This window comes from Acinetobacter sp. KB005 (assembly GCF_049949095.1).
GTDB classification, from domain to species: domain Bacteria; phylum Pseudomonadota; class Gammaproteobacteria; order Pseudomonadales; family Moraxellaceae; genus Acinetobacter; species Acinetobacter calcoaceticus.
On the sequence record NZ_CP188191.1, the window covers coordinates 2,078,509 to 2,096,846 of the forward strand.

Sequence of the window (18,338 nt, forward strand, 5' to 3'; positions counted from 1 at the left end):
TTATGTTCGGATTCAATTCGGGTAAATTCTTAAATATATAAAAGTAATCTATCAATTTGTTGCATAAGAAAAACTTTAATAAAAATTTGTATATATTTTTGAAAAATAATAAATAATTTATTTTGATTGGGGTCATTAGAGTAAATATAAGAGTGTTTCGATATCCTTAATTGCATCTATTTCTATGGCTTTTTTTGATCAAGTTTGACAACTATTCGGATTTTGTTTTTTTATTTCTACCGAGTCTGATTACATGCTAATCTGACTTTATGTTCGGATTATTGATTAGATCGTATGACCACGCGTAAACCTCGTCAAACTCGAGCCAAAGTTACTGTCGATACTATTATTGAAGCGGGTTTTATTGCAGTGGCGCTTCATGGACCAAGTGGCACCACCACACGCCATATTGCAGAAATTGCAGGGGTGAGTGTCGGATCTTTATATGAATATTTTAAAAATAAAGAAGAAATTTACGATGCGATGAATCACTATTTTGTTCGAGAAATTTTGGACATGATTACGGAGCTTACGCCAACTATTTTACAGCTGGAATTAGAACCAGTCATTGAAATGATTTTTTATACTTTTAGTGATTTATTAAAGAAAAATAATGATCGTTATTTAACTGTTTTACGTTATGCAGGCGAGTTACAGTACGATAAATACATTCCAAAAATTGAGCAGGCTTTAGTGGAAGTCATCATGAAATATATGATGCATAATCCTAAGTATTTAAAAATTAACAACGTAGCTGTGATTACATACATCTGCATTAATAGTGGGATTTTTAATGTGGCACGACATCTTATTTTGCCAAATCCTTACATTAGTTTTGATGAAATGGTGCAGGGGTTAACCACTATGATCATGAGTTATATCAATGCAGAGATGTCGCGTTCAGAAGAGCATTAATCACAGTTAGACTTTTTCAATTTGTATAAACGCTAAAAAAGCCCTCACATAAAGTTTTATGTAAGGGCTTAGCTTCATTATGGCATGGTTGGAACTTCTTCCGGACGCATATCAAAAATCAGAATTTCAGCATGATCACCATTGGTAAACGATAAGTTTCCACCATCACGGATACGTGCAGCATCACCTGTGTTAAAGGTTTTACCATTGACGTCAACGCGACCTTTGGCAATATGTAGGTACACATATCGACCATCAGGAATCGTAAATTCGGCAGTTTCTTCACCATCAAAAAGACCTGAGTAAATATTAATGTCTTGTTTGATGGATAAAGTTTTTTCACCGCCTTTTGGTGAAATAATCAAATGCAATTTACCGCGTTTGTCTTCTTCATCAATATGAATTTGTTGATAACCTGGATCTGTATTTACTTCATTTGGAACGACCCAAATTTGTAAAAAATGTACGCCTTCTTGAGCAGAATGGTTAAATTCACTATGAGCCACTCCACGACCTGCACTCATTAACTGAATGTCGCCAGGCACAATCACAGAACCTGTACCCATCGAGTCTTTATGCTCTAATGCACCTTCAAGTACATAGGAAATAATTTCCATATTACGGTGGGGGTGAGTACCAAAGCCTTTAGACGGAGCAACATTATCATCATTAATTACAAGTAGATCTGAAAAACCGACTTGTTTTGGGTCCCAATAGTTAGCAAATGAAAAGCTATGTTTTGATTGTAACCAGCCGTGATGTGCTGCACCACGTTCATGAGATAAACGCATATCAAACATGATCTACTCTCCTAATTTAATTTTTTCTCTGAGTGCAGTTTATCGTAGCGATTATTGTAATAAAGCTCTAAAAATGGAAAGCTTGGTACGATTTATAGAACGATAAAATGAAAAGCTATTTCTCAAATAAAAAAAGGGCTCTTTTAGTTAAAATTGGAATTTTACTTTTAAAGCTAAAGATGAAAAAGGGAAATGGCTAGCTAACCAAACAATTTTAAATATAACAATTGAAAGAAAAATCGATCTTTTTATCTTATTCAGTACATAGAAAATTTAGAGATTTTTCATGCGATATACACATTTGTCTACACTGCATATTTAAATGAACTTAATAATGGAAATGAATAAAAAGCTAATATTAAAAATAATTAAACACAAACTGTTTTAAAATAAAGTTACTTTTCAATGGAAATGTTTCGTATTTATCAATCATTGTAGTGAGAAATTTAAAATCACCTTTTTTATCAATTATTTGGATGAATGTGTGTTATTGTAAATAAATGTGAAAACATTCACAAAGCTATTTTTTTTTGTTAAGATCATTAACATTAAAAACATAGAGATAATAATAATGATCAATAAAGTATTAATCGTGTTGTGTGTGAGTATCGTCTTTGTATTAGGGTATTGGGCTTATTTAGATACCCAAAATAAAAGACATCAGGAATTGATGCGAATCATTCAAGAAGCAGAACAAAATTTACAAAGTATCGAACGCAATCCTAATCATGCTCATCACAGCAATTTGGCTTCTTATAATTTGCAAGGCTATATAAGCGAGAAAAAAATTATTTTCTAATAATATCGCGCTTTAAATTTCTGATTTTTTGCATCGTCATTGGTCATATCTTTTCATAAATTTTGATCATGTTTCGGTTGAATCTGTTAAACTTATTTAACGTATAGTAAAAAAGCTGCATAGGGGTTATGCAGCTTTTTTGTGTTTCAAGAGGGGCTGTGGTTATTTCCTATGTATGAACTAGAAACCAAATGAGTGGCATATTTGTTGCTTCTTAAATTTGAGATTCTTGTTTATAGGCCTGAACAGAAAAACAATATTGTTCAGCGACCTACATAGAAGTAAATATTCCACAGTTCAGATTTTGCATAGAGGCTACTTATGGCGGCGCCCAATTCTTCGGCAGGCTGGTTAGAGCGTTTATTTAAGTTAAGCGACAATAAAACCACTTTCCGGACTGAAGTTCTTGCTGGTGTAACTACATTTCTAACGATGTGTTACATCATTATTGTCAATCCACTCATTTTATCTGAAACCGGCATGGATCATGGCGCCGTATTTGTTGCGACCTGTTTGGCAGCAGCAATCGGCTGTTTAGTGATGGGGATCATTGCTAATTATCCAATCGCACTGGCCCCTGGTATGGGTCTAAATGCTTATTTTACCTATTCAGTTTGTATGGGTATGGGCGTGCCATGGCAAACAGCTTTAGCTGCTGTTTTTGTTTCAGGTCTTGTCTTCCTTGCAATTAGCTTCTTTAAAATTCGTGAAGCGATTGTAAATGCCATTCCAATGTCGCTGAAGTTTGCGATTGGTGGTGGTATTGGCTTATTCCTCGCACTTATTGCTTTAAAAAATGCTGGCATCATTGTTGATAATCAAGCGACATTAGTTGGCTTGGGTGATATCAAACAACCTACAGTATTATTAGCGTTATTTGGATTTTTAATGATTGTGGTTCTACACCAGTTAAAAATCCGTGGCGCAATCATTATTAGTATTTTAGTTGTTACAGCAATTGCGACTGCCTTAGGTCTAAATGAATTTAAGGGCGTAGTGGGTCAAATTCCTTCAATTGCACCAACCTTTATGCAAATGGACTTTAAAGGTCTATTTACTGCAAGTATGGTTGGCGTAATCTTCGTATTCTTTATTGTCGACTTGTTTGATAGTACGGGTACTTTGGTTGGTGTTTCACACCGTGCTGGTCTTTTGCAAGATGGTAAATTACCTCGTTTGAAAAAAGCATTATTTGCTGACTCTACTGCAATTGTGGCTGGTGCCGCATTAGGTACATCTTCAACTACGCCATATATTGAGTCAGCTTCAGGTGTGGCAGCAGGTGGACGTACTGGTTTAACTGCTGTTGTGGTTGCGGTCTTATTTATTTGCTGTTTATTTTTAGCACCTCTTGCTCAATCTGTACCAGGTTTTGCAACAGCGCCAGCTTTATTGTTCATTGGTGTGTTGATGATTCAAGGGATCACTCACATTGACTGGGATGATATTACAGAAGCTGTTCCTGCATTTTTGACTATTGTATTTATGCCATTTACCTATTCAATTGCTGATGGTATTGCAATGGGCTTTATCAGCTATGCATTAGTTAAATTATTCACAGGTAAGGCAAAAACTGTACCGTACATGGTATGGATTATTGCTGCACTTTGGGTATTTAAATTTATCGCGTTTGGCGGTTAATATGATTTTTTATAATTTTCTTCTTGAGCTGTCTTAGTCATAGTTTTTAATAAGAAGAAAATTATAGAAGGGTGTGATTTTTACCACACCCTTTTTTCTTTAGACGTGGAGTTAATATGAATCAAGTCGAGCTGATTCGCGCCTTACCAAAAGCCGAATTGCATGTACATATTGAAGGGACATTTGAACCTGAATTAATGTTTGCAATTGCCCAGCGCAATCAGATTCAGATTCCTTACAAATCTGTTGAAGAAGTAAAGCAAGCTTATAACTTTCATAACCTTCAATCATTTTTAGATATTTACTATGCTGGTGCGAATGTTCTTGTACATGAACAAGACTTTTATGATTTAGCATGGGCTTATTTTGAGAAATGTGCAGAAGATCGTGTGGTTCATACAGAAATGTTCTTCGACCCGCAAACTCACACTGATCGTGGCGTTGCTTTCTCAACAGTGATTAACGGTTTAAAACGTGCTTGTGCTGATGCCAAAGCTAAGTTTGGTATTAGTTCTCAACTGATTATGTGTTTCTTACGCCATTTAAGCGAAGAAGCAGCTTTTGAGACCTTAGAGCAGGCTTTGCCATTTAAGCAAGATATTATTGCTGTAGGGCTTGATTCAAGTGAAGTGGGGCATCCGCCAGCTAAATTTGAACGTGTTTTCGCTAAAGCGCGTGAAGAGGGCTTCTTAATCGTTGCTCACGCTGGTGAAGAAGGTCCACCTGAATATGTATGGGAAGCTTTAGACTTGCTCAAAGTGAACCGTATTGACCATGGTGTACGTTCTGAAGAAGATGAACAGTTAATGGCACGTTTAATTAACGAAAAAATGCCTTTGACGGTTTGTCCTTTAAGTAATTTAAAGCTCTGTGTTGTAAAGGATATGAAAGATCATAATATCCGTCGTTTGCTACAAAAAGACGTACACGTGACTGTAAACTCAGATGATCCATCATATTTCGGTGGATATATGAATGATAACTTCTTTGCAATTCAGCAAGCTTTAGACCTAACAAATGATGAGTTGAAAAAACTCGCAATCAACTCTTTTGAAGCCTCTTTCATCTCAGATGAAGAGAAACAAAAGTGGATTGCAGAAATCAAAAAAATCTAAATAAAAAAACCGCCTATCTCAGGCGGTTTTTTTATACATACAATTACTTTGGTTGTTTGGTCATACTATTTAAAATATTGTCTTTATCAACAAAGTGATGTTTTAAAGCGGCAAGTACATGTCCAATAATAAGAAAGCCTGCAAACCAAGAAATATAAATATGTAATGGTTTAACAACAGCTAAAAGCTCTGGGTTATCTTGCACTAACCGCGGAATTTCAAATAAATATAAAACAGGGGCAGGGTGACCAGCACTCCAGCTAAATAAACAACCAGTGACAGGTAACGCCACCAAAATCACATAAAGGAATAGATGACCAACATGTGCCAGTGTTTTCATGGTTGGTGACATCGTATCTGGTAATTTTGGAGCTGGATGTGTATAGCGCCATAAAATCCGGATAATCACCAAAAAGATAATGGTTGTCGCAATATTTTTGTGCAACGTAATGACATCACCTTTAAAGCTGCCATCAACGTCATAACTTAAAAAATTTCCACTATAGAAGCCGATAGCCCATGCTGCGATGAAAATGATTGCCATCACCCAATGCAGGACTTGTGCGGTACGGGTGTAATACTGAGATGAAACAGCAGGCATAAAAGACCCTATTTTTTTGTCGTTTTGATTTTTAATTTTATGGGAAAGCGCTGATTTTGAGAAATGTTTTAAATGTAACAGAGCGTGCTAAAAACAGAACGTTTAAGAAAAAATGCATTTGATGAGCTGAGTTTTGCAGGGGAAAATAGTTTGCATAAATGCATCAAATTATTTGTTTCTTATAAAGTTGAGTTTAGGCACAATACGCGCTGCCAAGGTTCAATCAAAGGAAAAAATGATGAAAAAATTGATGCTCGCTCTAGCGCCAGTTGTTTTAGCTTTAACAGCGTGTGCAACGACTACAGGTACGGGTACAGGCGCTACTTCTGCACAAACTACAACTCAACAGTTGGGTGTTGCTGCATTAAAAGTTGCTGTAAATGCAAAATGTATTACAGAAATTAATAATGTTTCAGCTTGGAAAACAGCAACAAAGCTTATGACTGCTGAGCAACGTGACAGCATTCAAACCAATGTTTGTGGTTGTGTGAGCGAAAAGGCACCAAATAGTGTGACAGCAGTAGAATTGGCTGCGGCTGCATTTGATGTAAATGCACGTGCTACAATTGTAAACCAAGTGGTTTCAAAAACTGTAAATGAGTGTGTGGCAGAAGCTTTACAAAAGTAATTAATGATTTTTGTATTAAAGAAGGCTGATTACTATTGATCAGCCTCTTTTGTTTAAAGGTAGAGAGTTGATGTTTATTGCTGGTGTAGATGAGGCGGGACGAGGACCTTTGGTGGGTTCTGTTGTGGCAGCGGCTGTTATTTTAGATCCGAATAATCCAATTGTGGGATTAAATGATTCTAAAAAATTAACTGAAAAGAAACGTGAAAAGTTGTTTATTGAAATACAAGAAAAAGCCTTAGCTTGGTCAATTGCAGAAGCAACGCACAGTGAAATTGATGAATTAAATATTTTACAAGCGACTTTTTTGGCTATGCAACGTGCAGTTGATGGTTTGAAAACTCAGCCACAAAAAGTGATTGTAGATGGTAATCAAATTCCAAAAGGAATCATTATTCCTTGTGAAGCGATTGTTGGGGGAGATGCGAGTCATGCGGAGATTAGTGCAGCGAGTATTCTGGCAAAAGTTACGCGTGATCGACAAATGCAGGAATTAGATCAACAATATCCATTATTTGGTTTTGCCAAACATAAAGGATATCCAACTAAAGCGCATTTTGAAGCGATTGCAGCGCATGGTGTAATTGATCAGCACCGCCGTAGTTACGCACCTGTTAAACGTGCTCTAGGCCTATAAATACAACTTCCTAAAAAATTTAAAGCGACTATAAAGTCGCTTTAATTAGGGAGAGAATAACTTCATGTTAACGATTGAAGTTTTTCTGTGCAAAATTATCATCTTCAAAAGAAACTTGATAATCTTGATCAAGATGTTGAAGGTGTTCATGCATTGCACGTTCATGTTGAATACGTTGATAAATTTCTTCGCGATGAACAGAAACCTCTTTTGGTGCATTCACACCAATACGAACCTGATTTCCTTTGACGCCAAGCACAGTAACACTGACTTGATCCCCAATCATTAATGTTTCCCCGACACGGCGGGTCAGAATCAGCATGTTTATCTCCTTGCTAAACGCTTAAAACTGCAATATTGGTACCCAAATAAAAGCTCAACCTCAGTTTTCAGTCAGATTCTAACAGAAATATGAGAACAAAGTCATATTTTGATAATCACTGCCAAAAAACTTTCCGTTTAATATAACAGAGCCGCTATAAAAAAAACTATAGCGGCTCTGTGTTTTCTTTAATTATTGTCGGACAAGTAAACATTTTTTAATGAATAATTGACCGTTTGGTAAAATTAAGCGCGGGCGCTGCTTTCACCATGTTCACGATCTAAACCAAAAGCGGTGTGTAGACAACGAACAGCAAGTTCTAAGTATTTCTCATCAATAATGACAGAAACTTTAATTTCAGATGTTGAAATCATAAGGATATTAATGCCTTCATCAGCAAGGGCAGTGAACATCTTGCTCGCTACGCCTGCATGTGAACGCATACCTACACCTACGATAGACACTTTAACGATGTCATCACGTGTTGAAACTTCACGTGCACCAATATTTTTGGCAGTTTCGTTTAAGATTTTTTCAGCTTTAGCTAAATCAACACGGTTTACAGTGAAAGTGAAATCTGTTGTGCCGTCTTCTTCAACATTTTGCACTATCATATCGACTTCGATATTGGCATCACTTACTGGTGATAAAATTTTAGAAGCAATACCTGGTTCATCAGGTACACCTAAAATCGTTAATTTTGCTTCGTCACGGTTAAAAGCAATACCTGCAATAATTGGCTGTTCCATATTATCTTCCGCCTCAGTCGTAATGAGTGTACCTACATTTTCTTTAAATTCATCGTCAAACACGCCGTCGTTATCATTATCAAAACTTGATAATACACGCAAAGGAACTTGATATTTTCCGGCAAATTCTACTGAGCGAATTTGTAAAACTTTTGAACCTAATGAAGCCATTTCTAGCATTTCTTCAAAAGAAATACGGTCGATTTTTTTGGCTTTAGGAGCAACACGAGGGTCAGTGGTGTAAACGCCATCTACATCAGTGTAAATTTGGCATTCATCTGCTTTTAGAGCAGCAGCAAGAGCAACACCAGAAGTATCTGAACCGCCACGGCCTAACGTTGTGATATTTCCATGAGCATCAAAGCCTTGGAAACCAGCAACAACAATAACACGTCCTGCATCAAGATCATTGGTCATGACATCTGTATCAATAGACTCAATACGCGCCTTGGTAAATGCACTGTCAGTTTTAATACCGACTTGACGTCCGGTATAGGATTTAGCTTCCACACCAATCGAATTAAGTGCCATAGCTAACATGGAAATCGTCACCTGTTCACCGGTTGAAACCATTTGGTCTAACTCGCGTGGGTCAGGTGTTTCGGTAATGGCTTTAGCGAGAGCAAGTAAGCGGTTTGTTTCACCACTCATTGCAGATACGACCACAACAACCTTGTGACCGTGATCATGCCAACGCTTAACACGACGAGCAACATTTAAAATGCGCTCGGGGGTACCCATAGAAGTACCGCCATATTTTTGAACGATTAATGCCATAGTTTTTCCATATAAGCCATGACCCTGAGAGGCTTTTCAGGGTCAGTTACACAAAAAGTGAAGTCTTATTTTTGTTCAAGCCATGCAGGTAATGCAGCAATAACTTGTCCAAACTTCTCGTTAAGTGGCGCGCCACCTTGTGCTAAGTCAGGTTTACCACCACCTTTACCACCTAACTCGGTTGCTAGATGCTTGATGATGTCACCTGCTTTTAGATTTGCAGTGTATTGTGATGCAACTGAAGCAAGCAGGCTAACTTTGTCACCCTCTACGCCAGCTAATACAATGACTGCGTTCTCTAATTTTGATTTAACACTGTCGTGCAAGTTGCGAAGTGATTTCGCATCTACACCTTGAACAGTGGTAATAAGCGTTTGACGACCAGCAATCGTTTGTACCTGATCAATCAATTCTGACGCTTGGAAGTTTGCCAATTTCTGATTGAGCTGTTCAATCTGCTTTTGTAATGCAGAAACCAATTCAACATTGGCTTGTACACGCTCAACAGTTTGGTCTTTCTGTGCTTTTAATAAGCCATTAATGTGCTGGATATCTGAATCGGTTTTTTGTACCACATCTAACGCTTTAGTACCTGTAACTGCTTCAATACGGCGTACACCAGCAGCCACACCACCTTCAGAAGTGATCTTAAATAAACCAATATCGCCTGTACGCTTAACGTGAATACCACCACAAAGTTCGATTGAGAAGTTTTTCTCATCAATTACTGAACCCATAGCAAGAACACGAACTTCGTTACCGTATTTTTCGCCGAACAACATCATTGCGCCTTTGGCTTTTGCCGCTTCGATATCAAGTAGTTCAGTGGTTACTGCGGTATTTGCAATAATTTCTGCATTTACCAAACGCTCAACCTGTTGTAACTGTTCAAAAGTTACCGGTTGGTCATTAGCAAAGTCAAAACGTAAGATATCACTTGCAACTAAAGAACCTTTTTGTTGTACGTGTGAACCTAAGATTTGACGAAGGGCAGCATGTAATAGGTGAGTTGCCGAGTGGTTGCGAGCTGTTGCATCACGAATGTCTGCTTTAACAATCGCTTCAACGTTTTGATTGGCTTTAAGATTACCAACGGTCACAATACCTTGATGAACAAAGGCACCGCCTGATTTTTTCGTATCTTGAACTTCAAAAATACCAGTTTCATTTTTGAAGATACCTGTGTCACCAATCTGACCACCACTTTCTGCATAGAAAGGAGTCTGGTTTAAAACGATAAGTGCTTCGTCGCCTTCAGAAACTTCATCAACTTGTACGCCATCTTTGTAGATCGCTACAATTTGGCCTTGACCAGTAGTGTTGATGTAACCGTCAAACTGAGTTTCGCCTTCAACTTGTACAATGCTGTTGTAGTCAATAGCGAATTTACCAGCATCACGAGCACGTTGACGCTGAGCAGCCATTTCTACTTCAAAACCAGCTTCGTCAATAATAAAGTCACGTTCACGTGCAATATCAGCAGTTAAGTCTGTTGGGAAGCCGTAAGTGTCGTAAAGTTTGAAGACTGTCGCACCAGGAATAGTCTTGTCTTTTAATTGAGCAAGTTCACCTTCAAGTAGTTTTAAACCTTGCTCAAGTGTTTTAGCAAACTGTTCTTCTTCACGAACTAAAGTTGCTTCAATCACATCTTTGCGCGCTGCGAGCTCAGGATAAGCCTCACCCATAACTTCGATTAAAGGTTGCAACATTTTGTAGAAGAATGTACCAGTTGCACCAAGCTTATTACCGTGACGCACAGCGCGGCGGATAATACGGCGTAATACATAACCGCGGCCTTCGTTGCTTGGGTTTACACCATCAGCAATTAAGAAACAGCATGAGCGCGCATGGTCTGCAACTACACGTAAAGAAGGCTGACCTTCGTCTTCAATACCAATAATGTTTGCAGCAGCTTTTAATAAGTGTTGGAACAAGTCAATATCATAGTTTGAATTAACATGTTGCAATACAGCAGAGATACGCTCCAAGCCCATACCTGTATCAACAGATGGAGCAGGGAGAGGGTGAAGTACGCCATCAGCAGTTCGGTTGAACTGCATGAAAACGTTGTTCCAGATTTCAATGAAACGGTCACCATCTTCTTCAGGTGTGCCTGGTAAACCGCCCCAAATATGATCGCCGTGGTCAAAGAAAATTTCAGAACAAGGACCACATGGACCTGTGTCACCCATTGCCCAGAAGTTATCAGATGCGTATTTTTCGCCTTTATTATCACCAATACGGATAATACGTTCAGGCGCTAAACCAATTTCTTTATTCCAGATGTCATAAGCTTCATCATCTGTGTGATAAACGGTCGCATATAAACGATCTTTAGGAAGTGCTAGCCACTCATCGCTAGTCAAAAATTCCCAAGCAAATTTAAGAGCATCACGTTTGAAATAATCACCAAATGAGAAATTGCCTAACATTTCAAAGAATGTATGGTGACGAGCAGTGTAACCAACGTTGTCTAAGTCATTGTGTTTACCACCAGCACGTACACATTTTTGTGATGTAGTTGCACGTACATAGTCACGTTTTTCAAGACCTAAGAAGCAGTCTTTAAACTGGTTCATCCCAGCATTTGTAAATAATAAAGTTGGGTCGTTGGCAGGAACAAGAGAACTCGACGCGACACGTGTATGCCCTTGCGTCTCAAAGTAGCGCAAAAATGCTTCACGAATTTCAGCAGATGTCATTAAACGAGTACTCACAACCAAGTCACTCCATATTTTCGAATTTGGCTAAATGTACCAATGCCTGTTTGTTTTATGTCAAACCTGAGCATTTGATACGGGGCTTATTTTTTAAAAACGCTAAATTGTAGCGGAAAAACCCCACCGAACCAACGATTTTAAAAGGAATATCTTACAAAACTGTGATTTGGCTAAAAATCTATATTCAATTGGGCGTGACGTGCTTTACTATATGCCTTCTTTAGCCTTTAGTTTTGTAGATAAGGATAGGTCATGCAACGTATCGCCATTAATGGGTTTGGGCGGATTGGACGTAATGTTTTACGTGCTTGGTTCGAGAGCTCAAAACAATTTCAATTTGAAATCGTGGCGATTAACGATATAGCAGATGTACAAACATTAGTGCACTTATTTAAATATGATTCCACACATGGCCGTTTTAATGGAAATGTGGAAATATTTATTGAAAATGAAAAAGTTTTTTTGAACATTCAATCAAATCAAAGAACACTAAAAGTTGAAGTTTTAAAACAGGAACAACCTGAGCTTTTGCCATGGTCTAGTTTAGATGTTGATGTCGTACTTGAGTGTACCGGACTGTTCCGTTCCCATGCTGATGCAACCCGCCACCTACAAGCTGGAGCAAAAAGGGTAATTATTGGTGCAGCACCTTTTGATCATGTAGATGCAGCAATTGTCTATGGCGTTAACCATGCAGATGTGAAAGCGACTGATCAAATCATATCAAGTGTGTCATGTACTACGCAGGCATTAGTACCCTTAGTTAAAATCATTGATGATGCGTTTGGAATTGAAACAGCGCTCATGACAGAAATTCATGCTGTTACAGCAGACCAGTCTGTACTTGATCACGCGCATCGTGATTTGCGTCGTGCCAGAGCTTCTGGACAAAATATTATACCAACAACGTCTAGTGCATTAGGTGCATTAAAGCGCGTTATGCCAAAAATGGAAGACCGTATAGATGGTTATTCAATTCGGGTGCCGACTATTAATGTGGCTGCAATTGACTTAACTTTTATCGCTCAATCGCCAATTACTGTGCATCATATTAATGAAGTATTGATTAAAGCTTCTCAAACAGATTATGCAGAAATTATGGCTGTTACTGATGAACCATTAGTTTCAAGTGATTTCAACCATTCACCTTATTCACTGATTGTTGATTTAACCCAGACCATGGTGGTGGGGCATCAAGCTAAAGTATTTGCTTGGTACGATAATGAATGGGGCTATGCAAATCGATTATTAGATTTGTGTGATTCTTTCTAAACGTCAATTGAAATAATTTAAGAAAGCTATTCAAAAGTTAAATTTGGTGAATTGGAAACAAGGTGATAGTTCAGTTATTGGCCCTTTCTTTGGTCGAAGAACTTTTGATTATAATTTAAGTGAGTGATAGTAAGATATTGAATCCACTTGCTAATTCATAAAAACTTCTTTTTGACTTTAGAGTTTATTCAGAAAGATTTATGCAAATTGTCAGGTGCATGGCAGAAAGTATCATGCTACACTAAGAGAAATCGGGTGTGTTCCCGATTTTTTTATGTGGGGTCGTTCCACGTTGATCAGATTTTAGGCTTGAAATATGACCATTTCAGAGACATGGTTGCTGCCTGACGGGGTAGCCGATGTATTGCCGGAACAGGCACAAGTCATTGAAAAACTTCGCCGTGAAGCTTTAGATTTTCTCGCGGTACGAGGTTATCAATTGGTATATACACCATTTATCGAATACATCGAATCGTTGTCTTCATTATCAGAATCAAATCAAGACTTAGATTTAGTAACTTTTAAGGTTATTGATCAGCTCTCAGGCCGTTTACTCGGTGTTCGTGCTGATATGACGCCACAAGTTGCACGTATTGATGCACATGTAAGACCAGTTGAAGGCGTTGCACGTTACTGTTATTCAGGGACTGTATTACATACTAAACCACAAAATTTCAATGCCACTCGTGCGCCTTTACAATTAGGTGCCGAATTATATGGCCACGATAGTATCGAAGCTGATGTCGAAATGGTCGGTGTTATGCTGGGGTTGATTGAGAACATCTATACTTTGCAAGGCGCACATTTAGATTTGGGCCATGTAGGGTTGTTCCGTAGTCTAGTCAAGTATGCTGGACTGTCAAAAAATGAAGAACATGAACTGTCTGATCTTTATCAAAGAAAAGCATTGCCAGAGTTAGCAGAATTTACTCAAAGCCTGAATATGGGTTCTGATTTCTATGCGCTTGGCCGTTATTCTAGTGATCTAGAAGCATTGCAGTCGAATTTAAGTGCCAATATCTTGCAAGATGCAGAGTTTAAGTCAGCATTAGATGCGCTTAAGACGACGCTTGAGCAAATTAAAGGGTGCTGGCCAAATCTCAATATCGGTATCGATGTCGTAGAGCTACGTAGTTATCACTATCACACTGGTTTAATGTACGCAGTATATGCGCCGAACCGTGCTGCGCCGTTAGCGCAGGGTGGCCGTTACGATGGTATTGGTGAGCATTTTGGTCGCGCACGTCCTGCTACTGGCTTTAGTTGTGATTTATATGCCTTAGGCGCAAATCAGTTCGCAGAGATCGAAACTGTTGTTGCTCCAAAAGGTACAGAACAGGATTTACTCAAAGCAATTTCTAATGCACGTGCTCAAGGTTTACGTGTCGTTCAATTGTTAGGTAATGATGATTTAAGTTCTATTCCATATGCGACCCATCAACTCGTGTCGCAAAATGGTCAATGGAATATTGAAAAGATTTAATCGCCAACGGTAAGTTTTTACTGGTGGTTTCCAATTTTAACAGCATGATGTAATGAGGCTATTATGGGCAAAAATGTTGTGGTACTTGGTACCCAATGGGGCGACGAAGGTAAAGGTAAAATCGTCGACCTGCTCACAGATCAGGCGGCTGCGGTAGTACGTTATCAAGGCGGACATAACGCAGGTCATACTCTTGTCGTAGGTGGTAAAAAAACTGTATTGCACCTCATTCCATCAGGTATTTTACGTGAAAACGTATTGTGCTTAATTGGTAATGGTGTGGTACTTTCACCAGCCGCGTTAATTGAAGAAATGGGAATTTTGGAAGCAGAAGGAGTTCCTGTTAAAGAACGCCTACGTATTTCTCCAAACTGTCCACTCATTTTGCCTAACCACATTGCACTTGATCAGGCACGTGAAAAGAAACGTGGTAATGCTAAAATCGGTACTACAGGTCGTGGTATTGGTCCTGCATACGAAGATAAAGTCGCTCGCCGTGCAGTGCGTGTTGCTGACCTTGTTCGTGGTGGTGCAGCATTAGAAGAAAAACTGTCTGAAATGCTTGAGTTACATAACTTCCAGTTGACTCAGTTCTACGGTGTAGAAGCTGTTAAATTTGAAGATGTATTGGCTCTTTGCAACCAATGGCGTGAAGTTCTTGCTCCATTAGTGGTTGATGTGACTAAAGTGTTGCATGACTATCGCAAAGAGGGTAAGGCTGTAATGTTTGAAGGAGCGCAAGGCTCACTTCTAGATATTGACCACGGTACTTATCCATATGTTACAAGTTCAAATACAACTGCTGGTGGCGTAAGCTCTGGTTCAGGTATGGGACCTTTACATCTTGATTATGTATTAGGTATTACTAAGGCTTATACAACTCGTGTAGGTGCTGGCCCATTCCCAACTGAGTTGGTTTATGATGCAGCAGCTGATGCTGGTGATCCAGTTGGTAAACACTTGGGTACAGTAGGTCATGAGTTTGGTGCTTCTACTGGTCGTCAACGTCGTTGTGGTTGGTTTGATGCTGAAATCCTTCGCCGTTCTGTAGATGTAAACTCACTTTCTGGTATTTGCTTAACTAAACTTGACGTTTTAGATGGTTTAGAAGAAGTGAAAATCTGTGTGGGCTATGAAAATACAGATTCAGGCTGTGTAGGTTCTTCTGATGCGGTTTCTTTTGAATGCTTGAAACCAATCTACGAAACTATGCCTGGTTGGAGCGAGTCGACTGTGGGTTTAACTAGTATCGACCAATTACCAGCAAATGCTTTGGCTTATGTGAAGCGTATTGAACAGTTAATCGAATGTCCGATTGATATCGTTTCAACTGGTCCAGACCGCGCAGAAACAATTGTTTTACGTCATCCATTCTCTGCTTAATTAGCAAAGATTAAAAAAGCCTCCTGAAAGGGGGCTTTTTTATACCCGACTAAAGTGCAGTTTTTGTTTGATTCGATTCAGATTAAAACGTTATATATCGATAAGGAATGATGGGCTCAGGATGAAGCTGCAACCAACTATTTCAAAAACAATTTTTTATTCTTTTTTATTTGCTATTGGTGGCTCTCCAACATTAGCGATGTTGGTCATTTATGGACAAACATATCATGAAGATTTCTTCATGACTGCTTTTATGAGCTTGTCAGTATTGTTCGCATGCGTGTTAATTCCTGTGGTATTCATACAAAATAGTTATTTACTCTGGAAAAGAGAAAGTCCTAATCTGGAAGAGAAGGTTAAGACCTTAAGTCATATCTATCTTGGCTTAAATGTAATATGTTTGATTTTCTGGATTTATTTGATGACTTTATCTACTTGATCGTTACATAAATACTATGATCATGAAGAAATGAGACATTCAAAGCATAAGCGGGATTTCTTATAATAAGTGCAAAAGAATAAATAGCTTTTTAACGATTTAGGTGATCCAATTGATGAATAAAAAACTTTTTTTAAGCTTATGTGCTGCGAGTGTTGTAACCATTTCTGGTTGTACAACAGTAGCTGACATGGCAGGTGCAGATACGGCAACGTTAAATGCTCAATCTGCTCAAGGTTTTAGTAAAATGGTGCAGGAAGCGCGTGGTAAGGGAACATTAGATACAAGTTCCAGTACTTATAGTCGTATTAATGCTGTTTTTAACCGTTTAAAACCTTATGCAAATCAGATGAACCAGACTGGTCAGCCTTTTAGCTGGCAGTTGGCAGTGTTGAAGTCTGACACGATTAATGCCTACGTAGCACCAGGTGGTAAAGTCGTGTTCTATACAGGTATTGTAAATAAGTTGAACCTGACTGATGCTGAAATTGCAGCAGTTATGGGGCATGAAATGACTCACGCTTTAGAAGAGCATGCAAAAAGTAAAATCGGTGCTCAGGCTTTGACTGATTTAGCATTAGGTATTGGTTTAAGCTATGCCGGTAATAATGTCGGTCAGCTTGGAACTGCTGCTGCTCAATTAGGTACACAAGTAGGTGTGGGCTTACCATATTCTCGCAGTTTGGAGAGTCGTGCTGACCAAGGTGGTTTAATGCTAATGGCGCGTGCAGGTTATAACCCAAATGCTGCGATTACACTGTGGGAGAAAATGAACAAGCTTGAAGGTGGTGGTGGTTCATCTTTCTTGTCTACTCACCCATCTAACTCTCAGCGTATTGGTGAAATGCGTAAAAACTTGCCTGCAGCAATGGCAGTTTATAATAGCCGTAAATAAGATAGAAATTTTTTATAGATAAAGAAAACGGATGCTTAAGCATCCGTTTTTTGTTTAAGGCGCGGGGTTGGGCTGTTGAGTGTGAATGGCTTCAATGCCTTGTATAACTTCAGTAGATAATTCAATTTCAAATGCTTGAATATTTTCTTTAAGTTGATCTAGATTAGTGGCACCAATAATTGTGCTGGTCACAAAGAATTGTTGTTTGATAAATGCTAATGCCATTTGGGTTAAGCTGAGTCCATGTTTCTCTGCTAGCTGTGCATATTGTTCAGTTGCCCATTCGCTTTGAGGGTTACTGTAGCGGCTAAAACGAGGAAATAATGTGACACGGGCATTAGCTGGACGTGCGCCATTTCTAAACTTGCCAGAAAGATAGCCAAACGCAAGAGGAGAGTATGCAAGTAAGCCAACATCTTCATATTTAGCAATTTCAGACATACCTAGTTCATAAGTACGGTTGAGTAGACTATATGGGTTTTGAACGCTTACAAATTTGCTAACACCTAGCTTTTCAGCCAAATGTAAAAATTTCATAGTGCTCCACGGCGTTTCATTCGATAAACCAATATAGCGAATGCGCCCGCGGTTAATTTCTTCTTGTAGGGCGAGTAATGTTTCTTCTAGAGGTGTCGTGTCGTAATCATTTTGAGCTTGTTGGTTGCCATAAGCTAGCGTACCAAAAAAGTTGGTATGACGTTCGGGCCAATGGAGTTGATAGAGGTCGATATAGTCGGTTTGGAGACGTTTGAGTGAACCATCTAGGGCTTTCGCAATATGATCGCTGTTGAAGCGCGTATGGCCTTCTCGGATGTGTGTTCCACCAAAGCCAGGTCCGGCAATTTTAGAAGCGAGAAAGACTTTGTCACGTTGACCATTTTGGGCAAACCAATTGCCAATGATCGTTTCTGTTGCACCGTAAGTTTCAGGTTTTGGCGGAACCGAATACATCTCTGCCGTATCCCAAAAATATAAACCGTGTGCCAAAGCATAATTGAGTTGTTGAAATGCTTCTTGCTGGGAGTTTTGCTCACCAAATGTCATGGTGCCTAAACAAATTTCTGGAAGCTTGAGGCCTGTGCGACTAAGTGGGTTAAATTGCATACAGCGGAATCCTTGGAAATTTTGAGTTAGCCTAACGGAGAATATGTATTCAACTTAA

Annotated in this window: 17 protein-coding genes; 11 read left to right on the top strand and 6 right to left on the bottom strand. The window is 38.8% G+C overall.

Features of this window, described 5'->3' with window-relative positions; translation table 11 throughout:
• Nucleotides 1-294 precede the first annotated feature (294 nt).
• The gene (locus tag ACPF64_RS09960) at nt 295-915 is read left to right on the top strand and encodes a TetR/AcrR family transcriptional regulator (RefSeq protein WP_003652710.1); all 621 of its coding nucleotides are present in this window, start codon (nt 295-297) and stop codon (nt 913-915) included.
• 77 nt (nt 916-992) lie between these two features.
• Here ACPF64_RS09960 and ACPF64_RS09965 read toward each other — a convergent pair whose 3' ends face one another.
• Nucleotides 993-1,715: a pirin family protein gene (locus ACPF64_RS09965; RefSeq protein WP_426452990.1), complete on the bottom strand. Its 723-nt coding sequence runs from the start codon at nt 1,713-1,715 to the stop codon at nt 993-995.
• Nucleotides 1,716-2,286: 571 nt separating this feature from the next.
• Here ACPF64_RS09965 and ACPF64_RS09970 point away from each other — a divergent pair.
• The 3 genes from ACPF64_RS09970 (at nt 2,287) to ACPF64_RS09980 (ending at nt 5,270) form a co-directional block, all read left to right on the top strand.
• The gene (locus ACPF64_RS09970; RefSeq protein ID WP_004641992.1) at nt 2,287-2,514 is read left to right on the top strand and encodes a hypothetical protein; all 228 of its coding nucleotides are present in this window, start codon (nt 2,287-2,289) and stop codon (nt 2,512-2,514) included.
• A 321-nt stretch (nt 2,515-2,835) separates the two neighbouring features.
• Nucleotides 2,836-4,155, top strand: a complete 1,320-nt coding sequence (locus ACPF64_RS09975; protein WP_003652707.1) for an NCS2 family permease — start codon at nt 2,836-2,838, stop codon at nt 4,153-4,155.
• 116 nt (nt 4,156-4,271) lie between these two features.
• Nucleotides 4,272-5,270, top strand: a complete 999-nt coding sequence (locus ACPF64_RS09980) for an adenosine deaminase (protein ID WP_005041965.1) — start codon at nt 4,272-4,274, stop codon at nt 5,268-5,270.
• Between the two features lie 43 nt (nt 5,271-5,313).
• Here the strand turns inward: ACPF64_RS09980 and ACPF64_RS09985 are convergent, their stop codons facing one another.
• Nucleotides 5,314-5,871, bottom strand: a complete 558-nt coding sequence (locus ACPF64_RS09985; protein ID WP_416659637.1) for a cytochrome b — start codon at nt 5,869-5,871, stop codon at nt 5,314-5,316.
• A gap of 238 nt (nt 5,872-6,109) precedes the next feature.
• Between ACPF64_RS09985 and ACPF64_RS09990 the strand changes: the two genes are divergently transcribed.
• Together ACPF64_RS09990 and rnhB are read left to right on the top strand one after the other, a co-directional pair.
• Nucleotides 6,110-6,499, top strand: coding sequence for a hypothetical protein (locus tag ACPF64_RS09990; RefSeq protein ID WP_004641995.1), 390 nt, complete (start codon nt 6,110-6,112; stop codon nt 6,497-6,499).
• Between the two features lie 70 nt (nt 6,500-6,569).
• The gene (gene rnhB / locus ACPF64_RS09995; protein WP_056478699.1) at nt 6,570-7,136 is read left to right on the top strand and encodes a ribonuclease HII; all 567 of its coding nucleotides are present in this window, start codon (nt 6,570-6,572) and stop codon (nt 7,134-7,136) included.
• Between the two features lie 67 nt (nt 7,137-7,203).
• Here rnhB and csrA read toward each other — a convergent pair whose 3' ends face one another.
• The 3 genes from csrA to alaS form a co-directional block, all read right to left on the bottom strand.
• Nucleotides 7,204-7,458, bottom strand: coding sequence for a carbon storage regulator CsrA (csrA, locus tag ACPF64_RS10000; protein ID WP_003652701.1), 255 nt, complete (start codon nt 7,456-7,458; stop codon nt 7,204-7,206).
• Nucleotides 7,459-7,703: 245 nt separating this feature from the next.
• Complete coding sequence (locus ACPF64_RS10005) at nt 7,704-8,984, bottom strand: aspartate kinase (protein WP_151744542.1); 1,281 nt, start codon at nt 8,982-8,984, stop codon at nt 7,704-7,706.
• A gap of 65 nt (nt 8,985-9,049) precedes the next feature.
• Nucleotides 9,050-11,686, bottom strand: a complete 2,637-nt coding sequence (gene alaS / locus ACPF64_RS10010; RefSeq protein WP_426456131.1) for an alanine--tRNA ligase — start codon at nt 11,684-11,686, stop codon at nt 9,050-9,052.
• A gap of 270 nt (nt 11,687-11,956) precedes the next feature.
• Here alaS and gap point away from each other — a divergent pair, with 270 nt between their 5' ends.
• From gap to ACPF64_RS10035, 5 genes are all read left to right on the top strand, one after another.
• Nucleotides 11,957-12,976: a type I glyceraldehyde-3-phosphate dehydrogenase gene (gene gap, locus ACPF64_RS10015; RefSeq protein WP_017389960.1), complete on the top strand. Its 1,020-nt coding sequence runs from the start codon at nt 11,957-11,959 to the stop codon at nt 12,974-12,976.
• A 316-nt stretch (nt 12,977-13,292) separates the two neighbouring features.
• Nucleotides 13,293-14,459 carry an ATP phosphoribosyltransferase regulatory subunit gene (locus ACPF64_RS10020; RefSeq protein WP_426452995.1) on the top strand — a complete coding sequence of 389 codons (1,167 nt, stop codon included), beginning with the start codon at nt 13,293-13,295 and terminating at the stop codon, nt 14,457-14,459.
• A gap of 63 nt (nt 14,460-14,522) precedes the next feature.
• Entirely contained in the window at nt 14,523-15,842 is a 1,320-nt protein-coding gene (locus tag ACPF64_RS10025) for an adenylosuccinate synthase (protein ID WP_003652692.1), read from the top strand.
• A 121-nt stretch (nt 15,843-15,963) separates the two neighbouring features.
• The gene (locus ACPF64_RS10030; protein WP_005041944.1) at nt 15,964-16,281 is read left to right on the top strand and encodes a hypothetical protein; all 318 of its coding nucleotides are present in this window, start codon (nt 15,964-15,966) and stop codon (nt 16,279-16,281) included.
• Between the two features lie 115 nt (nt 16,282-16,396).
• Nucleotides 16,397-17,176: a M48 family metallopeptidase gene (locus ACPF64_RS10035; protein ID WP_426452998.1), complete on the top strand. Its 780-nt coding sequence runs from the start codon at nt 16,397-16,399 to the stop codon at nt 17,174-17,176.
• Between the two features lie 54 nt (nt 17,177-17,230).
• On the opposite strand, the gene ACPF64_RS10040 is transcribed toward ACPF64_RS10035, so the two are convergent.
• Entirely contained in the window at nt 17,231-18,280 is a 1,050-nt protein-coding gene (locus tag ACPF64_RS10040; RefSeq protein WP_426453000.1) for an NADP(H)-dependent aldo-keto reductase, read from the bottom strand.
• Nucleotides 18,281-18,338 lie beyond the last annotated feature (58 nt).